The organism is Archangium sp. (assembly GCF_057119385.1).
The window spans coordinates 146,435-167,028 of sequence record NZ_DBNGVP010000017.1 but is presented as its reverse complement, the minus strand read 5'-3'; the positions used below and the strand labels follow the sequence as shown (position 1 = coordinate 167,028).

The following is a 20,594-nucleotide window of genomic DNA, read 5'->3' as shown; positions in this document are numbered from 1 at the left end:
GTCGCCAGGCCAGCCCCGAGCATTCCAGGAATCACCACCCCGTTGCCATGGAGCAAGCGGTACCGGACAAGCCACGCGCACAGCTGGGCGCGGGCAGATATCGCGGTCTCCTCTCGCTGCTCGGGATACATGGCTTGGGGCCCCCCTCTGGAAGTGGAGTCATCCGAGAGGACAGACACAGGAGCCGGCCGTTGTGAGCACGGCGGGCCCCTGCCCGCTCTCCCGGAGGCGGACCCGCCCGGGCTCAGTGCAACGGACGGGCGTGGCCGGAGTCCCTCACCGCCTCGGCCAGGGGCGGCCCCGGCACTGTCACTCATGCCGGAACCACTCCGCGGGAATACCGAGCGCCGCGAGGATCCGCTCGGGAGAGCGCTCGCCCTTGACCTCGTTGATGACAGGGAGCGATGTAAACTCATCATGCGGGTGCGCGAATCGCCCGATGCACTCTCCTCCCTGAAGCATGCTGACAACAAGAAAATCCAGACTTGGAGAGGCAATCACCGCATAGGCGATCGCATTTGGAAGCCGCTCCGATAGAGTGACGTCAGCGAAGCCAATATTGCCTGTTCTGCTGGAGATTCGAAGCCCTCGCGGTGTGTCCTCGAATCGGTAGTGTTCCGGAGGAAATGGATCGTTGGCCTCCTGCAACACGCGTGGTGCCTCTTGCGCCCGGACGCCTTCCACCAATGCGACATGCCGCAACGGCTTTCTCGCGGCCCGGTCCGATGTCTTCTCGCTTCCTGGCAGCGGGCAGCCGAGGGACTTCGCCAAACCTTCTGGGCCCACCTCCAGAACCTCGAGTGCACCGTTTCGCCATGCCGTGACGGCCCACGGGTCGTTGGCACGCTCAATCGAGTACACGGGCTCATCACATTCAAGCGACAGTTCCTCGGCGATTTGCATCTCGGCGCCCACGTAGCTGGCCTCCGTGCTCACGATGGCCTGGTAACGGCCACTGCCCGCGATGACCTCGAAGGGCTGCTCTTTTCCGTCCTCTTCGTCCTCTTCCGTCATCACGATGGCCCGCGCACGGCGCTCCAGCCATGCGGGCTCGCCTGGAGCCAGGACCGCCCAGAGAGGCCACCGGCTCATGGCGCACCTCCAGGCAGCACTTCCGGCAGTTCGAGTGCCGCCCGCAACTGCTTCGTCTTCTCCAGTATTCGAGCTTCCTCCACCTCGATGAACTGTGTGCCCCGTGCGTTCTCCGCGAGGAAGATATTCAGCTTGACTCTGGTTGGACCGCTCAATCTGTCTGTGCTGACGAGGAACGGTTTCCCTCGGGGTGCCTTCGCCGCGTCCGCCAGTTGGTCGAGCAGGCGCTGAAGCTGATCTACCAGCGCCTCCTGCTGTTCGTTGAGTGGGGCGCCCCCCTCTCCGGACAGCCAGGCGTCGAGCGCCTTGCGCCACCGGTTTTCGTTCCATCCCTTTACTTCCACTCCGTGTTGAAGCAGCGAGCCATGCATCGCCGTCAGCTCGTTGTCCATGATGTGCCCGTCTTTCATTTTCACCTGCCGTCCGGTCAACCGGAAACCCGGGAAGAGCTTCCGTGCATTGCGCTCTGTCAGCATCTCCACCGCGATGCCGCGGAGTCGCTCGCGTGCCCGCCGTTGCAGCATTGAATTCCCCGGTTCCGCCGCCGCCCGCTGGAAGTCTTTCCACGGCGTCATCTTGTCCCTGGCCATGAAGTTGAGGTCCTCCAGGGTCAGCCCCGTGGAGCGCAGCCAGCCCAGGTCCACGCGGTCCCCACAGGCTTTTCTCGCCAGCTCAGCCACGGCCTCGGCTTCCAGTTCCGGGTGACTGACGAGCCACCCGGCCTCTTCCAGGAAGGCAAGCGGGTCTGCCAGACTCGGTGCTCCTGAGCGCCTCAGCAGCTGCGCCAGCGCCGGCTTCGCCGCACCGCGGGCGGAGGCACGCAGCGATTCCACCGCGGCCAGGTACGCCTGGGCCCTGTCCGCCTGGAGGGCCGCCGCGCGCCTCGCCACGGCGTTGTAGGCGAGCGCCAGCTCCTGGCTCTCCACCGCCAGCAGCTTCAGCGCCTCCAGCGTCTTCTCGGCCTCCTGCACCGCGAGCCCCGCGCCGCGAATGCCACCGAGGGCCCGTGCGGCGGCCATCTCCCCCCGTATGGAGAAGAAGGCCTGCTTGAAGCCCTCGGCTCCGCCAGAGAAGGGAAACCGCAGTCCGTCCGGTATCGCAACGGCCTTTCCCTCGGCGAGCATCCGCTCCAGCGTCTTCGACAGGGCCTGGATGGACTCCACTGACTCGCGCAGTCCAGCCGAGGCCCTCGCGCCAGACTGGCTCAACACCCGCCCGCCCCGGTGCACCAGCTCGCGCAGGATGCCCGACGTGGCGAGCCTGGAGATGTCCCTCCCGGCCAGCCCCAGCATGGCCAGGTCATGCACCGCGAGGAATGCCCGTCCCTCCGGCGTGCGGGACAACTCGTCACGGGAGCTGTCCACCACCGCCAGCGTCGTCACCAGGGACATGCGGCCGATGAACTGGCCCACCGCCGTTCGCTGCGCCGCCGCCATCGTGCCGTCCTGCGCGGCGGTGGCCGTCATCCCCGCCAGCAGCGGCGCCCGGGCCAGGGCGGACACGGCGCCATACACCATGTGCAGCTCACCGATGCGGCCCAGCGCCGCCCAGAAGAGCGACGTGTCCGGCAGGGAGGCGAGCAGGGCCAGCTCCATGGCCGTCATGAGGTGGGTGCGCGGCCGTGGCCCGTGGACTTCCACGCGCACCCATTCCAGCGGGTGCAGGGCTCGGCTGCGTGTGGCCGGCTCCGTAGAGGAGAGGTAGCGCGCCTGGAATTCATGCCGCACCGGCTCGAAGTACAGGGCCATCCGCCTGGAGGTGCCCGCGGCCTCTCCCGGCAGGGCGGGCTCGGCGTCCAGGCTCACGCCCCGCTCCAGGTCCCAGGCCTCCGGCGCCACCAACGTGGTGGACACCAGCCCGGTAGACACGTTCAACAGGTGCGTCGTCTCGCCCTCGCGCCCCAGGTGGAAGGAGGGCAGGGATTCCAGCGAGCCGAGCACGAGGGGAAACGAGGCCAGCGCCTTCTGCGTGAAGGCCCGTCCCAGCAGCACCTTGTCCGACGCGTTGCTGCCCAGCAGCTTGTCCAGCACCGCGCTGGAGGTGAGCTGGCGCGCCAGGGCGGGATACTCGTGGGCCGGCATGGACAGCACCACGCGCCCCAGCAGGTGGACGGCCTCCCCCTCCAGGCCCGAAGTGGGCTCGGGCCCCGCGAGCACGGTGTCGAAGACATTCCGGCGCTCCTCCGCAGTGAGCAGGAAGAGCACGTCATGGTCCAACCCGAAGAGGGGTTGGGGCGCTTCGGGTGTGGCCCTGGCCAGGGCCGTGGTGAGAATCGCCCGCCGCAGGGCCGCCACTTCGCCCGTGCCGCTGCCGGGCCCCGGCTGCCAGTCTCCCGGGCGGATGAGCATGATGCCGGGGTAGTACCAGTAGAAGTGGCCCCGGGGATGCTCGAGAGGCTCGGGAGCACCGGCGGCGAGACGGAAGTCGGCGCTGTACCCACGCCAGCGCCCATCCTCCCCGGGAATGAGGATGCGCGGGCCATTGGAGGCGAGGTTGCGCAGCCGGACCTCCGCGCGCGACAGGGAAGCGTCCTCGGTGAGCAACTCCAGCAGGTACACCTGGACGCTGTCGCCATCCGGGAAGTAGAAACGGCCCACCACGTCCCCCGGGTGGAGGGCGGGCGAGCCATCCGTGACGTGGTAGCCCGTCTTCCAGCGCTGGGAGCGTAGGGCGATGGCCTTGCGCAAGGGCTCGGAGGCTTCGCCCAGGAAGCGCCAGTCCCGGGCCAGGGTGTCCCCCAGGTGAGAACGCAGAGGCTCGTCCCGCCAGGGGGCGAGCACCTCGAGGTAGCGGTCGAAGTAGCTCTGCCCTGTGCTGTCCAGGATGTCCGAGCGCTGGGACCAGCGCAGGGCCCTCTCCACGAGCGCGGCGGCGCTGGCCTTGTCGAGGGAGGGCATCGAGAGCTGAGAGCGGGTCCACGCAGTGTCCGCCATCAGTTGCGCATCCAGGGCCCCGCGCATGGCGTCAAGCACCCCGGGCAGGAGCGCTTGTGGCTGGTGCACGCGAACACAGACACGTGGCCCGCCCCCGGCGTCAGGTGGAGCCATGTGGTGCTCGAAGGCGAAGGCGTCCCCAGCGGACGCATCCCCGAAAAGGCGCGAGGCGAGCTCCTCTCGTGAAGCGTGACCGGGAACCCAGAGCAGCTCGGGCCGCTCAGGGTCCACCTGGACAGGGAGCGCAACCCGTTGGGGCGAGAGAAAGGCCAGCACACCGTCCTCGTCCTCCGGCGCGTCCTCCCACTCGGGCTCGGACGGCTCGTCCTCCAGCCACTCTGGAGGGATGGCCTCCAGGGGCGGGAGGCGCCAGGTGCGCACCAGGGCGGGCTTGCCGGTATGGTACCAGTCCCACTCATAGGTGAGGGAGAGCAACGCTCCGGCGCCCACTCCCTCCGGGACGTCTACCTCCACCTCCTCCCGCCCGGACTCGCGGTTGACGACCCGTGGCAGCGTCTCGGGCGGGTAGTCCGCGAGCAGGTCCACGTGCAGCCGCTGCTCCTCGTCAAAACGAAGCGCCCCCGCGGCAATGACTTCCGCGCCTGCCATCACCACCAGGCGCCCCGCGTCCACCACCCGCAGGGAGAGCACGCCCGCCCGCCATTCCTCCAGACGCGGGCCGGGCGCTGCATCTGGAGGATGCGCTTTGACCGAGAGCAGCACCTTCACCTGGCGCAACTCCTCGCCAGCCGCGCTCATGCTGGCCACCAGGCAGCTCGCCACCAGGAGGGACTGGAAGACTCTGGCCCAACGAGGCCGGGGCAGCGAGCGGGTGACGAGTGCGTAGTCCTTCGCCATGCCGGGTGCCCCTCGAAACGACAACCGCCTGGGAAGATAGCCCGTGGCGTTGACTCTGGAGAATCGGCCATCGTGCTCAACGCGCCGCGAGGCCCGGGGACAGTTGGAACGGGTGCCGCGGTCTCAGTGCAGCGGACGGGCGTGGCCGGAGTCCCTCACCGCCTCGGCCAGGGACTCGAGCTCCGCCTCGAAGTCCTCGATGAGCTCGTGCGGCTCCGGAATCAGCCCCTCATCCGCCGCCACGCCCAGCGTCACGTGGCCCGCGTAGCTGAAGATGCTCAGGCCCACGCCCAGCCGCGCCGCCATCGGCACCCAGAACATCACCCCCGCGAGCCTCGCCCCCGCCAGGTACACCGGCCGCTTCGGTCCCGGCACGTTCGTCAGCACCACCGAGGCCTTCTTCCTCAGCACGTCCACCGCCATCCGCTCCACCGGCGCTGGCGCCAGCCCCGCCGCGGACAGCATGCCGAACACCACCGTCGCCTCCGGCGAGCGCTTCAGCTTGTCCATCCGCCGCTTCAGCTCCCACAACCGGTCCACCGGATCCGCCAGGCCCAGCGGCAGCGGCAGGAACACCACCCCGAAGCGGTTGCCCAGCTCTCGTGGAATGGGCTCTCGCGGCGAGCGCAGATTCACCGGCACCACCGCCCGCACGTCCTCGGGGGGCTGCCCCCGCGCGTCCATGTAGCGGCGCAGCATCCCCGCCACCACCGCCATCACCACGTCGTTCACCGTGCTGCCCGTGCCGTGGCCGATCTCCCTCACCTTCCCCACCGGCACCGGCCGCGACCAGGCCACCTGCTTCACCCGTCCCAGTTCCCCCGTGAAGGGCGAGGGTGGATCATTCATCAGCGTCAGCAGCCGGCTCACCGCCGAGGCGCCCCGCGCGCCCTCCACCGCCAGGTCCATGAGTTGAATGGGCTCGGCCAGCAGCTCCGCGCCCCGCTTCCACGCCGCCCGCGTCGAGCCCACCACCGTCCGCGCGCCGCGCAGCAGCCGGCCCAGCGTCCCCGGGCTCTCCTCCTCCGCACTCTCGAAGTAGCCGGCCCGCCCGCCGCCACCGTCCGCGTGCTCGTCCGTCAGCGACAGCAGCACCCGCGCCAGCGAGATGCCATCCGCGATGCAGTGGTGCACCCGCATCAGCAGCGCGCACCCCTCCTCGTACCCCTGGATGACGTGCAGCTCCCAGAGCGGACGCGAGAAGTCCAGGGGCGTGCTCATGGACTCGCCCACCATCCGCTCCAGCTCGGCCCGGTCTCCGGGAGGCCGCAGCTTCGTGCGCCGCAGGTGCGTCTCCAGGTGGAAGCCCGGGTCGTCCTCCCAGCGCGCCGTCCCCAGCAGCCCTCCCGTCACCACCCGCTGCCGGAAGCGCGGATAGCGCTCCACCAGCCGCTCGCGCACCCCTTGCGTCAGCCGCTCCCAGTCCAGGGGCTCGTCGAACCAGAGCACCGCCGTGATGACCATGAGGCTGGTGGGCTCCTCCATCTGGAGCCACGACGCATCTGCCGGGTGCATCCGCTCGGACATAGACGCCTACTCTGCCTGCTGTTCCTCTGTCTGTCGCCGGAACTGGAACGTCTGCAGCGAGGGCGTCTTCGCGGTGAGGGTGAGCGTGTCCCCCTCCACGTCGTACGTGAACGTGGTCGGCTGGAACTTCCCCTTGGACAGGCCGATGACCCGCGGCTTGCCGCACACCGGCCCCACCGCCTGCCCGGACTTCGTCCGCAGCTCCACCGTGTCGTCCTTCTCGTTCACCTGGAAGGCGCCCCAGGCGCGGACCTCCAGCGCGTTGCCCCGGCCCAGCGTGGCGTCCTCCAGCTTCGTGCGCAGGAGGAAGCACCCTCCGGGCGTCACCACCAGCGAGCGCGCGTAGTCCGGGCGCGGCTTCGCGTCCGTGTTCTCCTGGCCGACGATGCGCTCCTTCTCCTCGGGGCGGATGCTCGCCGCCTCCAGGGACCAGCGGCCCACCACCTCCTTGGGCACCGCCCCCGCGCCGAGCGAGGCGTCCGCGCACGGGTCCGCATTCTCCTTCTCGGGGCTGCGCGGCGCGGGCTCGAAGGTGCGCCCGCACTGCTTGCCACACACGCGCGCCACGCAGTCCGAGTCATCCGGGCCACAGCCCGACTTCGCGGCGCACTGCGCGAGCGCCCCCAGTGCCTTCTCACAGCCCTCGGCCAGGCACCGGTCCACACACGACACATCGATGCACTGCGCCACACACACCCAGTTGGCCGAGCCGCACCGGCCGGCCAGGGTGCGTGCCCCGCCCCCGGATGGCGAGCCTCCGGGGGCCTGTGCACCAGCGGACGAGGTCAACAGCAGGGCGAGGACGACGGAACCGGAGACACGCAGGCGGGTACCCTCACAGGAAGCTCCACCGCCATGTGGTGACGTCCGACAGCTCCGGCAATGACATCTCCAGGTGGATCGTCTCGTAACGGGCAAAGTCCCGGGGATCCGTCCGCAGCAGGAGCACCGGGGTACACGCCTGCCGGCGCTCGGGGAAGGTGTCGAAGGACAGCTCGGAGTCGAAGCGGGCCCGGTAGAAGAGGCACAGGCCGTCCACGCGGCCCTCGTGCACCACGGGGCGCTCCAGGCGCAGGCGGTGGGGCAGCGAGCCCGCCCGCAGCGTCTCCAGGTCCAGCGCGAAGGCCGGCTCCGGGTGGCACAGCAGCCGCTCCACGTCCTGCGGCCGGACGAAGCGGGTGAAGTACGCGGGGCTCAGCGTGTCCCGCAGCACCTGCAGGCAGCTGAAGTCCACGTCCGGCAGGCGCTGGTTCCAGATGAAGGGCAGGCGCGCCTCCTCGCGCAGCTGCACCGGCTCGAAGAAGACCTCGAAGCGGTTGGGGAGGATGCGGCCGCCGTGCACCAGCAGCCTGTCCCTCAGGCCCAGCAGCTTCGGAATGAGCCCCGCGTCGAAGAGCGCGTCCCCGAGCTGCTCGTGCAGCAGCACGTCCACCCGCTCCGGAGGCCGGAAGCGCGAGCTGTCCGCGCGCACGAACTCGATGTCCGCGAGGCCATTGCGCCGGGCCACCCAGCGCGCCGTGTCCAGGTTGCGCGAGGCATCCACCGCGTACAGCTTGCGCGGGCCGCGCTTCGAGGCGAGCAGGGCCCTCAGTCCGGTGCCCGTGCCCACGTCCACCACCACCTGGCCCGGCTTCACGTAGCGCTCGATGGCGCGCTGGTACGCCTCCACGCGCCCGGCGTCCACCAGGCCCGAGTCCCGGGGCGCCGGGCTGGACAGCTCCGGCGCATCCACGAGCATGTTGCGCAACGTCCCCATCAGCGGCAGATGGAGCAGCCTCGACTGCAAATCACCCCAGGCCTGACGCGGCAGGTCTCTCAGGTTCGCCATACTTCCCCCCACGGCGCATGACGCCGGTTTCCGGCCCTTACAGCGGGAAACCCCTGAATACCTGGAAGGTGAGGCGCCGGAAAGGGCCGGCGCCGCTGCTGTCTCATCCGAGTCGGAAGGACTTTTCGCGGATGAACACTCGGCAGCGCGAGGCCGCGCCGCCCGGGAGCGAGGGGACCCTGGAAGCCCAGCGACTCAGAAGCGGCCCAGCACCTTCAGCTTCACCCTCCCCTCGAAGGGCTGGGTGTAGTCGGCGGCGTCATAGCCGCGCATCCGCATGTGCAGCTCGGCCTCGGGCCGGGTGCGGAAGATGGCCCAGGGCTTCTCGGCGATCGTCGCGACCGTGTAGAGCATCATCCGCGGGATGGGGCCGGGAATGGCGCACACCACCTCCGTCGTCCGCGCCGCCAGCTCGCGGTCGAGCTCCTTGAACGCGCTCGCGTAGCCGATGCGCGCGTTCACCATGCCCGTGCCCTCGTGGAAGAAGCAGAAGGTGCCCGGCTGGTTCTTGAGCAGCTGGCGGATCTGATCGCACAGCGCCTTGCCGTTGAGCTCATCGCCGTGCTCGGGATGCTGGATGAGCACCAGGCACGTCGCCAGCGGCGGGGCCCGGAGGCTTTCCAGGGCCGCTCGTGTCATGGACGTGCGGTGGGTGGCATGGAGTCCTGGCTTGGATGGAACGGGCATGACGGTTCGATTCTATCTACAGGAACGACATTCCTCGGAGCGACTCCCACGGCGCGATCGTTCACCTTGATTCATGGCGCGATTCAGACGGAAAGATGTGCCTCCACCGCTCTCTGAATTCCGGCGTGCGCGGGGAGAGCGGGGAGACAGGTGGCAGTTCTCCCCGCTGCCCTGAACCCCGGAGACCCGCCACGTCCGCTGCACACTGCGCTACTCGCCACGAGGATCTTCCTCCCCAAGCCGCCGGGGATGTGCTGCGCTACGCGCGTTTCGGAGACGGGTCTCCGGTGGGGAGGCGCCATGAGCAGGAAGAAGCACAGGGGTGAGGACACCTGGGCGCTCATCCGCGAGAGCCTCGATGACTTCAAGCCCGCGCACCTGGCGGCACGCCTGCGCGAGTACCTCGCGCCCCGCCTCGCCTCCGGCTCCCGCCCCCCGGACGAGCGCACGCGCCGCTCGCTCCTCGAGGGCGTGGACGCGCTGCTCTCCGAGCACGCCGGAGCCTGGTACACCCACGGCTTCCACGGCGAGCTCCCCCGCCAGGGCGCACCGTCCGAGCCCGTCGTGGAAGGCTACATCGAGCGCATCCTCTTCACGCTCGGCGTGGCCCACGAGTGGCTGTGCACGCTCGACACGTACTTCCGCTCCGTGGCGCTGCCGCCGGACGAGGAGGATCGCACGGCCGTGCTGTCGGACGCGGTGCGGCGGGTGCTGGAAATCACCTCCGAGGCGAACGGCGGCGGCGAGGCCTGGCACCGCCAGGCGCACCTGGGCCTGGGCTGGTTGTTGGAGTCACAGGGAATCCGCCGGACCGAGCGCCTAGAGCAGGCCCGGCGCGAGGCCCTGGCGGACTTCACCCGCGCGGCGCCCACCCCCGAGCAGGCCCGGCGGGCGGCGGACACCCTCGCCCGGGTGGCGGTGAAGGAGGCGTCCGCCCGGCGCTACCGGGACGAGGGCGTCTCCTGAGCGCGAGGGCTCACGCGGGCTGGATGCCGAGCCGCTCGTCCCGGCGCCGCAACCAGGAGACGAGGGGCAGCGACAGCAACACCATCCACGCCTTGCCCACCACCTGCCCCGCGAGGAAGTCGAGGCTCCCGAAGGCGAGCTGGAGGAAGAGGAGGCTGTCCACGACGAGGCCCACGAGGCTGCTGGCGAGCACGGCCAGCACGAGGCCGCGCCGCTGCAGGGGCGTGTAGACGGCGAAGTCGGCCAGCTCGGAGATGGCGAAGGCGCCGCTCGAGGCGACGACGAGCGGCGGGGGGGCGAGCACGGCGGAGAGCAGCGCGCCCAGGGCGATGGCCAGCAGCGTCCAGCCCTTGCCGAGGCGGCGCTGCACCAGGTCTCGCAGCACGAAGGCGATGCCGACGACGAGGACACCGCTGGGGGCGAGCAGGCCCGGCCCCACGGGCAGCAGGCAGGGCCCGGTGTCCGGGCACACCACGCCCACATGGCCGATCATCCAGTTGGACAGCGGAATCGAGGCTCCGAAGCCCGCCAGATAGATGAAACCCTCGATTCGACGCCGCTGCATTGCCGCCTCCACCGGGGCGGGCGCCATAGCACGTTTCCCGGAGGCTGTCAGAAGGGGGGCATGCCCCCCCTTCGACACCGCGAGGCGCGTTACATCATCGGCGCCGTGGACTCGAGCTCCTGCGTGTTCAGCAGGCCCGTCTGCTTGAGCAGGGGCTGGGTGCTGGGAGCGCGGCCGCGGAACTCCTGGAAGACCTCCAGCGGGTGGCGGCTGCCGCCGAGCGCGAGCACGGTGTCGCGGAAGCGCCGGCCGGTGCGGGACAGCGCCTGCGCGTCGGACAGCCCGGCCTCCTCGAAGGCGGAGAAGGCATCCGCGGAGAGGACCTCGGCCCACTTGTAGCTGTAGTAGCCTGCGGCGTAACCGCCCGCGAAGATGTGGGTGAAGGAGCAGAGGAAGCGGTCCTCGGGGAGGGGCGGCAGGACGGTGTACTCCTTCGCCACGCGCTTCTGCACGTCGAGGAAGCCGGCCTGTCCGTCATCGCCGGGCTGGTAGCGGTGGTGCAGCTCCAGGTCGAGCGTGGCGAAGTACACCTGGCGCAGGGACATGGAGGCGGCGCGGTAGATGCGGCCGGCGCGAATCTTGTCCTGCAGGGGCTTGGGCAGCGTCTCGCCGGTGTCCACGTGGCGGGCGAGCCGGGAGAGCGTCTCCTCGTGGAAGCACCAGTTCTCCATGAACTGGCTGGGCAGCTCCACGGCGTCCCACTCCACGTTGTTGATGCCGGCGGCCTCGGGGTAGTCCACGCGGGTGAGCATGTGCTGCAGGCCGTGGCCGAACTCGTGGAAGAGCGTCTCCACCTCCTGGAAGGTGAGGAGCGCGGGCTTGTTGCCCACCGGCGGCGTGGCGTTGCAGACGAGGTAGGCCACCGGCAGCTGCAGGTTCCCGTCCGGCTTGCGCTTGCGATCGAGCGCGCCATTCATCCACGCCCCGCCGCGCTTGGTGGCCGGGCGGCTGTAGGGGTCCAGGTAGAAGGCGGCGATGTCCTTGCCGGACTCGTCGGCGACGCGGAAGAACTGGACGCTCGGGTCCCACACGGGGACCTCGCCGTTGGCGGCGCGCACGGAGACGCCGAAGAGGCGCTTCGCGGTGTCGAACAGGCCGTCCAGCACGCGGGGGAGCGCGAAGTACGGCCGGAGCTCCTCGTCGGTATAGGCGTAGCGCTCCTCGCGCTGGCGCTCGGCCCAGAAGGGCACGTCCCACAGCTTCAGCTCGAGCGAGGCATTGCCCGTCTTGCGGCGGGCGTACTCGGTGAGCTCGGAGTGCTCGGCGCGGGCGCGCGAGCGGGCGGCGTCGCGCAGCTCACCGAGCAGCTTCTCGACGGCCTGCACGCCCGGCGCCATCTTGGCCGCGAGGCTCACCTCGGCGAAGGAGGAGTAGCCGAGCAGGCGGGCCTTCTCCTTGCGCAGGGAGAGGATGCGCTCGATGAGGGGGCCGTTGTCCGAGTCGCCGGAGGAGGCGCGGGTGACGAAGGCGCGGTAGAGCTTCTCGCGCAGGTCCGGGCGGCGCGAGTGCTCCATGAAGGGCACGTAGCTGGGGGCATCCAGGGTGATGCGCCAGGGGCCCTTCTCGGGGGTGGGCTCGGGGGCGCCGTCGGGCAGTCCCTGCTTCGCCATGTGGGCGGCCATGGCGAGCGCGCTGGGAGGCAGCCCCTCCACCTCCTCGGGCTTCGCGAGCGTCATGGACCAGGCCTTGTTGGCGTCGATGACGTTGTTGGTGAAGCGGGTGGACAGCTCGGCCAGCTCGCGCTCGATGTCCTGGAAGCGCTCACGGGCCTCGCCCTCGAGGCCCACGCCGGACAGCTCGGCGTCGCGGATGGAGGCGTCGACGACGCGGTGCTGGGCGGAGTCGAGCTTCTTCCACGCCGGCCCCTCGCGCAGGGCCTTGAGCGCCCGGTAGAGGGGCACGCTCTGGCCGATGCGCATGAAGGTCTCGACGACATCGCCCTCGACGGCGGAGTGGGCCTGGCGCAGCTCCGGGCTGTTCTGCACGCTCATGAGGTGGTTCACGGCGCCCCACGCGAGCCCGAGCGGCTCGGTGAGGGTGGACAGGCGCCCCACCGTGCCCTCCCACGTGGGCTGGACGTCGCGCTCGAGCGCATCGAGGTCGGCGTTCAGGCGCGCCAGCAGCTCGCGGATGGCCGGCTCGACATGCTCCGGGCGGATGCGGTCGAACTTCGGAAGGCCTTCGTTCTGAAGCAGCGGATTGTCGGCAAGGGTCGCGGTCATGACCCGCTGACGTTAGGGCAGGCGCTGGCGATTGGCAGCAACGGCGAGCGGGATGCCGGGCGGGCAGTCAGGGAGTGCACGTCCCCTGCCCTCTCGGGGCCCGAGGGGCGGTTGGAGGGGAACGGACAGGGCCGGGGACTTCACCTTGACAGGGCACGGGGGGCGCTGCACTCACGCCGGATATGCTCTCCCTCTTGCTCGCGGCCTCGCTGGCCGCCGCCCCCGCGCCCCGCGCCGCCAGCGCCTCGGGGACCATTGTCCATATTCCACGGTTGGACGCGCTCCAGGGTGTCACCACCTTCCTGGACCGGGCGGGACAGTCCGCCGCCTTGTTGCGGCCCATCGTCTGGTACGCCGAGCTCCACCCCTGGCTCTCGCTGGACCCCAGCCAGCCGGAGACCCTCGCCGGCCTGGGCATCGACCCCGCGGGCCCCGTGACCGTGTCCCTGCGTGGCAATGGCCGCATCTCCTGCACGCGGCTGAAGGACCCGAAGCTCTTCCAGCAGAAGGCCGCCGGGGTGCTGGTCTCCGGGAGCGGCAAGACGGAGGTGAAGCCCGCGACGTCGGGGGGAGTCACCACGGTGAGCATTCCGCGCGAGTCCGGTGGACATGCGGGCTACGCCCTCAAGGGCCAGGAAGCGTGCGCCTTCGCGACCACGGGTGGGGGCTTCGTCGATGACGGGCAGGGACCGGTGATGGTGAAGGAGGTGTCGCGGCTGGTGGGCAAGGCCCCCAAGCCTGACGCGCGGCTGGGGCAGCTTCCTGGAAGCGTCTACGTGATGCTGCCCGGACGCGGCATGGTGGTGGGCATGGACGGCAGCGCCACCGAACTCAGGCTGGAGGGGACGGCCACCCAGCTTCCGCTGCCGCCCTTCCAGACGACTGGGACGAGCCCCTACGGGACGATGAAGCCGGAGGGGATGTTCTTCTCGCGGTCGCGGGTGGCGCCAGAAGGGGTGAGCCAGGCGGTGGGCAGTGTGCGCGCACTCGTGCAGCAGGCGTGCCCCGCGTGTCCTCCGGCCGAGGTGTCCTCGGTAGCGCGGGCGGTGTCCGAGCGACTCACCGGCAACGTGCTGGTGGTGGTGGACAGCGTGAGGTCTCGACCCAACCTGCGCACGCCCGAGGGCCGCTTCTTCGCCCCTCGCCAGGCGGTCGCCGCCGAAGTGACGGAGGCCGCGGCGATGAAGGCCGCGCTCGCCCCGGTGGCGAAGTTCCCAGGCGCGAAGGCACTGGAGGACGGGTATGCGCTGGACGTGAAGGGAGGAACCCTGTTCGTGCGGTTGAAGGGCAAGCAGCTCGTGATGGGCAATGACGAGGCGGTGGTCCAATCGCTCCTGGGGGCGGTGCCACAAACAGGCGCGAAGCTGCCGCACGCGGTGGACTTCACCGTGGACCCGAAGCGGCTGGCGAGCGGGTTGAACCAGGTGTCACTGATGGACGTCGTCTCCGACCAGCAGCTCGCGGGCCTCTTCACGGTGGGACTGGAACTGGGACCACTGCTGGCCCGGAGCGAGCGCATCTCGGGCTGGCTCGACAGCACCGGCGGGGCCCACCGGTTCTCCACCCTCTGGACGCTGCCAGGAGCGCCATGACTCAGGCTGGTTTGAAAGTACCTGCCTTCCATTGTTCGAGCGCCACCCCCGCGGTGAACCCCACGAAGCTCTTGGGGATCTTCGCAAGCTCGGTAAGCACGCGCTCACCTTCATCTGGAGCAAACGCCAGCGCGAAAGAAGCAACCCAATACCGGGTTCCCGGCTCAGGAGCGTCAATCAACTTCAGCAATTGGCGCTGTGCTTCAATACCTCGCTCCCGAAACTCCTTACGTATTGCCACCAAGAGTTCGTACTTGCGATTGGCATCCTTGGGCCTACCTGCCTCGATGTCACGCCCATGCTCAGCAGAGATGAGCCCGTACTCTTCGACCAGACGTTCTGTCGAAAGCTCCTTCCACTGTGTTTTTTTCATGGGATGCCTCCGAACTGCCTCAAGACCATCAACCCAAACGCTCGATGCTTCTCATATGATTGGGTACGCAGCCACTCACGCACCACCATATCGCCAGAAATTTCTTGCCTGGATGAGTAGAATGCACTGATTCGTTCGTGCAGCTTTGCATCCACTGCGATCACGTTCTCGGTGTTGTGAATAGCCTCGGCGCCAAACCGCTCGACATTGCACTGCTCGACGATGTGGTGCCACTGCTTCCCCTCACCCGCTTTACCCATATAGGCCTTGAAGTCCTTGTAAGATTTGAAGGCCCGATGCCCATTGGGAAGAAGCCTGCCCTGCGTCCGGCTCGACTCGCCACCGGACATGGCCATGGCATTGATCGGCAACACGACCCGGATGGTGCTCTCGGCCACAGAGACGATGACCTTCTCCGTCTCGGCCGCCGCAGCGAGCACACGCACACCACCCTGCTGCGCCCCACGGATTGAGGCCTGTGCGAACCCCGGCAGATTGGGCGCCCTGGCCATCAGCGCGGCCGTTTCACCCACCGCCGCCGTGCCCACCATGACCAGGATGCGCACGCTGTTGGGCCCGATGCGCCGACCGAACCGCTCGCCCGCTTCGCGCAACTCCGCGAAGGTGGTGGCTCGCGCGGACTCCTCCGAGAGCGCCATCCACCCCTCGATGAGCCCCCACATCTCCGTCCCCAGATAGCTCCACAGGAGGACGGCGAAAGCCGTGGCAACCCCTTTGCTGAGCGGCTCGGGTGCCACCAGCAGCGCCATATAGGCCGTGATGGAGATGCTCGCCATGGCCGCCACACGCGTGGGGTCGAGCAGGGTCCGCAACTCCGCGTTCACGCCCTCCAGCGCCGGCTCCACGGCCAGCGCCAGCGCGATGCGGCGCTTGTCGTCATCTCGCAGGCACGAACCGTCCTCGAGGAGGGAGAGACAGTCACCCGGAGTGCCACGCCGTTCGCAGAAGCGACCATAAGACCTGGCCAGCTCCGGCTGACACGACTGACCCACCGAGGCTCCGGAAGCCAGCGCATACCTGCGACCCGGCCGCATGGGCACGGACGCGGGTGCCACCCGCAGCGGCATCTCCAGCACCAGCCCCGCCATGGCGGCCGAGAACTCGGCGTCCCCCACCTGCACCGGCGCGAAGTCCGTGGGCAGGGTCGCGAACACCCGCGCCTCCCCCTCCACCGAGGCCTCGCTCATGGGCGGTGCCGCCGTGGCGCAGCCCGCCAGCAGCACACCCAACGCCAGAGCCAGCACGCCCAGACCGGCGTACCGCCAGATACCTCGAAGCACTCGACTGATGACGCGAAGGGTCATTCCACCGTGAATGCTGCGGTACGCCCGAGGCAACGGGAAGAAGCAAGGGGTACGAGCACGCGTCACTTCCAGGCGTCCCAGGCGCCACATACACCGCCCTACACACCTTCGGCCCTCCAGAAGCGAGGCTCATCCCTCACCGTGCAGTGCCTGCCCGAGCCGACGCCGCCGGTCCCCCTCCCGGGCCCAATCGTGCTAGATGCGCGCCCCATGGACGGAACCACGGAAAAGGATCCCCTTCGCGCCCGGCTGCAGGACATGGAGAAGCAGGCCGAGCTGGGCGGTGGCGCTGACCGCATCGCCAAGCAGCACGAGGCCGGCAAGCTCACCGCTCGCGAGCGCATCGACCTGCTGCTCGACCCCGGCTCCTTCACGGAGATGGACAAGTTCGTCACCCACCGCAGCAACGACTTCGGCATGGGTGACAAGAAGATCCTCGGCGACGGCGTCGTCACCGGCTACGGCACCGTCGAGGGCCGCCAGGTCTTCGTCTTCGCCCAGGACTTCACCGTCTTCGGCGGCTCGCTCTCCGGCGCCTATGCCCAGAAGATCTGCAAGATCATGGACATGGCCATGCGCGTGGGCGCTCCCGTCATCGGCCTCAACGACTCGGGCGGCGCTCGCATCCAGGAGGGTGTCGAGAGCCTCGCCGGCTACGCCGACATCTTCCTGCGCAACACCCTCGCCTCCGGCGTGGTGCCTCAAATCTCCCTCATCCTGGGCCCGTGCGCGGGCGGCGCGGTGTACTCGCCCGCCATCACGGACTTCATCATGATGGTGAAGGACACCTCCTACATGTTCATCACCGGCCCGGACGTCATCAAGACGGTGACGCACCAGGAGGTGACCAAGGAGGAGCTGGGCGGCGCGCTGGCGCACAACCAGAAGTCCGGCGTGGCCCACTTCGCCGCGGAGAACGAGCAGACCGCCATCATGATGACGCGCGAGCTGCTCTCCTTCATCCCCTCCAACAACCAGGAGGACCCGCCCGTCCAGCCGTGCGATGACGATCCGTTCCGCGCCGACGAGGGCCTCAAGACGGTCGTCCCCAGCAACCCGAACAAGCCCTACGACATCAAGGAGATCATCCGCGCGGTCGTGGACAACAAGCACTTCTTCGAGGTGCAGGAGCACTTCGCGAAGAACATGGTCATCGGCTTCGCCCGCATGAACGGCAAGTCGGTGGGCATCGTGGCCAACCAGCCGGCGGTGCTCGCGGGCTGCCTGGACATCGACGCGAGCGTGAAGGCCGCGCGCTTCGTCCGCTTCTGCGACTGCTTCAACATCCCCCTCATCACCCTGGTGGACGTGCCCGGCTTCCTGCCCGGTACCGACCAGGAGTGGGGCGGCATCATCACCCACGGCGCCAAGCTGCTCTACGCCTTCGCCGAGGCCACCGTCCCGAAAATCACCCTCATCACCCGCAAGGCCTACGGCGGCGCCTACGACGTGATGGCCTCCAAGCACATCCGCGCGGACATCAACTACGCCTACCCCACGGCCGAGATCGCCGTCATGGGCCCCGAGGGCGCGGTCAACATCATCTTCCGCAACGAGCTGCTCAAGGCCAAGGACGCCAACTCCGAGCGCACCCGGCTGGTGAACGAGTACCGCGAGAAGTTCGCCAACCCCTTCAAGGCGGCCGAGCTCGGCTACATCGACGAGGTCATCCGCCCCGAGGAGACGCGCGCCAAAATCATCCGGGCCCTGGAGATGCTCAAGAACAAGCGCCAGGAGAACCCGCCGCGCAAGCACGGCAACATCCCGCTGTAGGCAGGCAGGCAGGCAGGGCCTTCAGCCCGAGAAACAGTGGAACGCCTCCCCGGGAAATTTTAGGGGGGGCGTTCAGGCTTTGAAGGGACGCACCACATAAGGAGCCCCCTTTTGTCTCAACCCCGCCTCGTTCTCTTCCTCGCCGACATCGAAGGCAACCTCGCCGCCCTGCGCCAGACGCTCACCCGGGCCTGTGAGGCCGCCAACGTCCCTCCGCCGGAGGTCCGCTGGGTCGAGTCCGCCACCTCGCTCGCCGATGCCGGCTGGCGCGTGGCCGAGCTGAAGCTGGTCCCCTCGGGCGGCAAGGCCGTCCCCGAGGACCACCTCGATTCCCTCGTCCGTTCCGTGGCCCGTGACTTCCGCGACCAGGCCGTGGGCCTCTACACCGACAAGGCCGGCAGCTATGGCCGCGCCTCCCTGAGCGAGCCCGGCCGTCCCTCCCGCTCCCTCGAGGGCGAGTACATCGACGTGGTGCGTCAGACCGCCCGCTGGCTGGGCGTCGAGGCGCCCCTGCTCGGCCGCCTGCTCGACGGTGGAGCGACGGCCCGCAACCTGCTCGCCGCCGCGGTGGACTTCGGCAACGACGACCCCCACGCCCCGGCCCCCACGGGCAAGCCGCGCCGCCAGGAGCAGCCGCCTCCTCCGCCCGAGCCGGACGAGGATGACCGTTTCGTCGACGCCAAGCTGGCCGAGGCGCGCCGGCTGATGGAGCAGTACCTCAGCCACCGCAAGTAGTGGCTGGGCATGCGCTCCCCTGTGCTAAAGGGAGCGCCCATGGCCAAGATCCGCAAAATCCTCGTCGCCAATCGGGGCGAGATCGCCGTCCGGGTGATGCGCACCTGCAAGGAGCTCGGCATCGCCACGGTGGCGGTCTACTCCGAGGCGGACCGCTCCGCCCTGCACGTCCGTACCGCCGACCAGGCCTTCCTGGTGGGCCCGCCGCCCTCGCGCGAGAGCTACCTCGTGCAGGAGCGGATTCTGGAGGCCGCCAAGAAGGCCGGCGCGGACGCCATCCACCCCGGCTACGGCTTCCTCTCGGAGAACGCGTCCTTCGTGCGCGCGTGCGAGAAGGCCGGCATCATCTTCATCGGCCCGCCCGCCAGCGCCATGGACGCCATGGGCGAGAAGACGCGCGCCCGCCAGAACATGATCAAGGCCGGCGTGCCCGTCGTCCCCGGCACCGCCGAGCCCATCCCCACCGTCGAGGAGGCCCGCGCCTACGCCGAGAAGATCGGCGTGCCGGTGATGCTCAAGGCGGCCGGTGGTGGCGGCGGCAAGGGCATGCGCAAGGTGGAGCGGATGGAGGACTTCGAGTCCTCGTGGCGCGCCGCCAAGAGCGAGGCGATGAACGCCTTCGGCAACGACGCCGTCTACATCGAGAAGTACCTCGAGAAGCCGCACCACGTGGAGATCCAGGTGTTCGCCGACCAGTACGGCAACACCATCCACCTCAACGAGCGCGAGTGCTCGGCGCAGCGGCGCCACCAGAAGGTGGTGGAGGAGACGCCCAGCCCCATCCTGACGCCGGAGCTGCGGGCGAAGATGGGCGAGGTGGCGGTGAAGGCCGCCAAGGCGGTGGGCTACGTGGGCGCGGGCACGGTGGAGTTCCTCGTGGACGTGCACCGCAACTTCTACTTCCTGGAGATGAACACCCGCCTCCAGGTGGAGCACCCGGTGACGGAGTGGGTGACGGGACTGGACCTGGTGGCCTGGCAGATCAAGGTCGCCGAGGGCGAGAAGCTCCCGTACACCGAGGCGCCGAAGCCCAACGGGCACTCCATCGAGGTGCGCGTGTACGCGGAGGACCCGGCGCGCAACTTCATGCCGAGCCCGGGCCGCATCAACTACCTGCGCGTGCCGGGAGGCCCGTACCTGCGCGACGACTCGGGCGTGTTCCCCGGGTACACGGTGCCCAACACGTATGACCCGATGATCTCCAAGCTGTCCGTGTGGGCTCCCACGCGGCGCGAGGCCATCGAGCGGGCGAAGCGCGCGCTGACCGAGTACGTGGTGAAGGGAATCACCACGAACGTGCGCTACCTGAAGGCGATCGTCTCGCACCCGGAGTTCGTCGAGGGCGACTACGACACGAGCTTCCTGACGCGCGAGCACGAGACGCTGCTGGGCAAGGGCGAGGATCCGCAGCTGACGGAGGCCGCGCTGCTGGCGAGCGTGGTGTACGCGTACCAGAGAGATCAGAAGAAGGCGAAGACGCTGACCCAGGCGCCGTCCGAGGGCGGCAAGGGCGGCATCTCGGCGTGGCGGCTGGCGAGCCGCCGCGGGCGCTAACTCCACGGGGAACCGATTCCAATGCGTTACTTCGCGAAGCTGCAGGGACAGAAGGAAGCGGTGCCGGTGGACATCGAGCCGGCCGGAGAGAATCGCTTCAAGCTCACGCACAACGGCAAGACGTTCGTGGTGGACGCGCTGACGCTGGACCACGGCGCGGTGTCCATGCTGGTGGATGGAACCTCCTACAGCGTCGAGTTCGACGAGCAGGGCGACGAGGTGCAGGTATCGGTGCGTGGGCAGGTGACGCGCATCGACGTGGCGGACGAGCGGCGGCTGCGGCTGCGCGCGGCCACGGGGGGCTTCTCGGTGGAGGGCAAGCAGGTCATCTCCGCCCCCATGCCCGGCAAGGTGGTGAAGGTGCTCGTGAAGCAGGGCGACGAGGTGAAGGAAGGTCAGGGCCTGGTCGTCATCGAGGCCATGAAGATGGAGAACGAGCTGAAGAGCCCCAAGGCCGGCAAGGTGGTGGAGCTGCCAGCCAAGGAAGGCACCGCGGTGGAGATCAACGCGAAGCTCGTGGTGGTCGAGTAGGACCCTATTTCCCCTCTCCCTCCGGGAGAGGGG

The 20,594-nt window shown here is 69.0% G+C and carries 16 protein-coding genes; 6 read left to right on the top strand and 10 right to left on the bottom strand.

Going from position 1 to position 20,594, the window contains the following annotated elements; translation table 11 throughout:
• Positions 1-309 precede the first annotated feature (309 nt).
• From AC16DP_RS04550 to AC16DP_RS04525, 6 genes are all read right to left on the bottom strand, one after another.
• Complete coding sequence (locus tag AC16DP_RS04550; RefSeq protein ID WP_329730245.1) at positions 310-1,092, bottom strand: hypothetical protein; 783 nt, start codon at positions 1,090-1,092, stop codon at positions 310-312.
• A complete protein-coding gene (locus tag AC16DP_RS04545; RefSeq protein WP_329730246.1) occupies positions 1,089-4,883 on the bottom strand; it encodes a hypothetical protein in 3,795 nt (1,264 codons plus the stop codon). Before AC16DP_RS04545 ends, AC16DP_RS04550 begins: the two co-directional genes overlap by 4 nt.
• A gap of 123 nt (positions 4,884-5,006) precedes the next feature.
• Positions 5,007-6,410, bottom strand: coding sequence for a WS/DGAT/MGAT family O-acyltransferase (locus AC16DP_RS04540; RefSeq protein ID WP_329730247.1), 1,404 nt, complete (start codon positions 6,408-6,410; stop codon positions 5,007-5,009).
• Between the two features lie 6 nt (positions 6,411-6,416).
• The gene (locus AC16DP_RS04535; RefSeq protein WP_329730248.1) at positions 6,417-7,100 is read right to left on the bottom strand and encodes a hypothetical protein; all 684 of its coding nucleotides are present in this window, start codon (positions 7,098-7,100) and stop codon (positions 6,417-6,419) included.
• A gap of 145 nt (positions 7,101-7,245) precedes the next feature.
• Complete coding sequence (locus AC16DP_RS04530; RefSeq protein ID WP_329730249.1) at positions 7,246-8,238, bottom strand: class I SAM-dependent methyltransferase; 993 nt, start codon at positions 8,236-8,238, stop codon at positions 7,246-7,248.
• 195 nt (positions 8,239-8,433) lie between these two features.
• Positions 8,434-8,925, bottom strand: a complete 492-nt coding sequence (locus AC16DP_RS04525; protein ID WP_329730250.1) for a hypothetical protein — start codon at positions 8,923-8,925, stop codon at positions 8,434-8,436.
• 300 nt (positions 8,926-9,225) lie between these two features.
• Here AC16DP_RS04525 and AC16DP_RS04520 point away from each other — a divergent pair, with 300 nt between their 5' ends.
• Positions 9,226-9,891 (top strand): hypothetical protein, encoded by a 666-nt coding sequence (locus AC16DP_RS04520; protein ID WP_329730251.1) that lies wholly within the window; start codon positions 9,226-9,228, stop codon positions 9,889-9,891.
• Between the two features lie 10 nt (positions 9,892-9,901).
• Here AC16DP_RS04520 and AC16DP_RS04515 read toward each other — a convergent pair whose 3' ends face one another.
• Both AC16DP_RS04515 and AC16DP_RS04510 read right to left on the bottom strand, forming a co-directional pair.
• On the bottom strand, positions 9,902-10,456 hold the full coding sequence (locus AC16DP_RS04515) for a VUT family protein (protein ID WP_329730252.1): 555 nt from the start codon (positions 10,454-10,456) through the stop codon (positions 9,902-9,904).
• Positions 10,457-10,545: 89 nt separating this feature from the next.
• Positions 10,546-12,678, bottom strand: coding sequence for a M3 family metallopeptidase (locus tag AC16DP_RS04510; protein WP_329730253.1), 2,133 nt, complete (start codon positions 12,676-12,678; stop codon positions 10,546-10,548).
• Between the two features lie 182 nt (positions 12,679-12,860).
• On the opposite strand from AC16DP_RS04510, the gene AC16DP_RS04505 reads away from it, so the two are divergent.
• The gene (locus tag AC16DP_RS04505; RefSeq protein ID WP_329730254.1) at positions 12,861-14,270 is read left to right on the top strand and encodes a hypothetical protein; all 1,410 of its coding nucleotides are present in this window, start codon (positions 12,861-12,863) and stop codon (positions 14,268-14,270) included.
• A gap of 1 nt (position 14,271) precedes the next feature.
• Here the strand turns inward: AC16DP_RS04505 and AC16DP_RS04500 are convergent, their stop codons facing one another.
• Complete coding sequence (locus AC16DP_RS04500) at positions 14,272-14,643, bottom strand: DUF2019 domain-containing protein (RefSeq protein WP_329730255.1); 372 nt, start codon at positions 14,641-14,643, stop codon at positions 14,272-14,274.
• Complete coding sequence (sitA5, locus tag AC16DP_RS04495) at positions 14,640-15,968, bottom strand: SitA5 family polymorphic toxin (RefSeq protein ID WP_329730256.1); 1,329 nt, start codon at positions 15,966-15,968, stop codon at positions 14,640-14,642. The genes AC16DP_RS04500 and sitA5 overlap by 4 nt, the downstream gene beginning before the upstream one ends.
• 210 nt (positions 15,969-16,178) lie before the next feature.
• On the opposite strand from sitA5, the gene AC16DP_RS04490 reads away from it, so the two are divergent.
• From AC16DP_RS04490 to AC16DP_RS04475, 4 genes are all read left to right on the top strand, one after another.
• Positions 16,179-17,741 carry an acyl-CoA carboxylase subunit beta gene (locus tag AC16DP_RS04490; RefSeq protein WP_329730257.1) on the top strand — a complete coding sequence of 521 codons (1,563 nt, stop codon included), beginning with the start codon at positions 16,179-16,181 and terminating at the stop codon, positions 17,739-17,741.
• A 111-nt stretch (positions 17,742-17,852) separates the two neighbouring features.
• On the top strand, positions 17,853-18,476 hold the full coding sequence (locus AC16DP_RS04485; protein ID WP_329730258.1) for a hypothetical protein: 624 nt from the start codon (positions 17,853-17,855) through the stop codon (positions 18,474-18,476).
• 39 nt (positions 18,477-18,515) lie between these two features.
• Entirely contained in the window at positions 18,516-20,030 is a 1,515-nt protein-coding gene (gene accC / locus AC16DP_RS04480) for an acetyl-CoA carboxylase biotin carboxylase subunit (protein WP_329730259.1), read from the top strand.
• A gap of 21 nt (positions 20,031-20,051) precedes the next feature.
• Positions 20,052-20,561, top strand: a complete 510-nt coding sequence (locus tag AC16DP_RS04475) for a biotin/lipoyl-containing protein (RefSeq protein WP_329730260.1) — start codon at positions 20,052-20,054, stop codon at positions 20,559-20,561.
• Positions 20,562-20,594 lie beyond the last annotated feature (33 nt).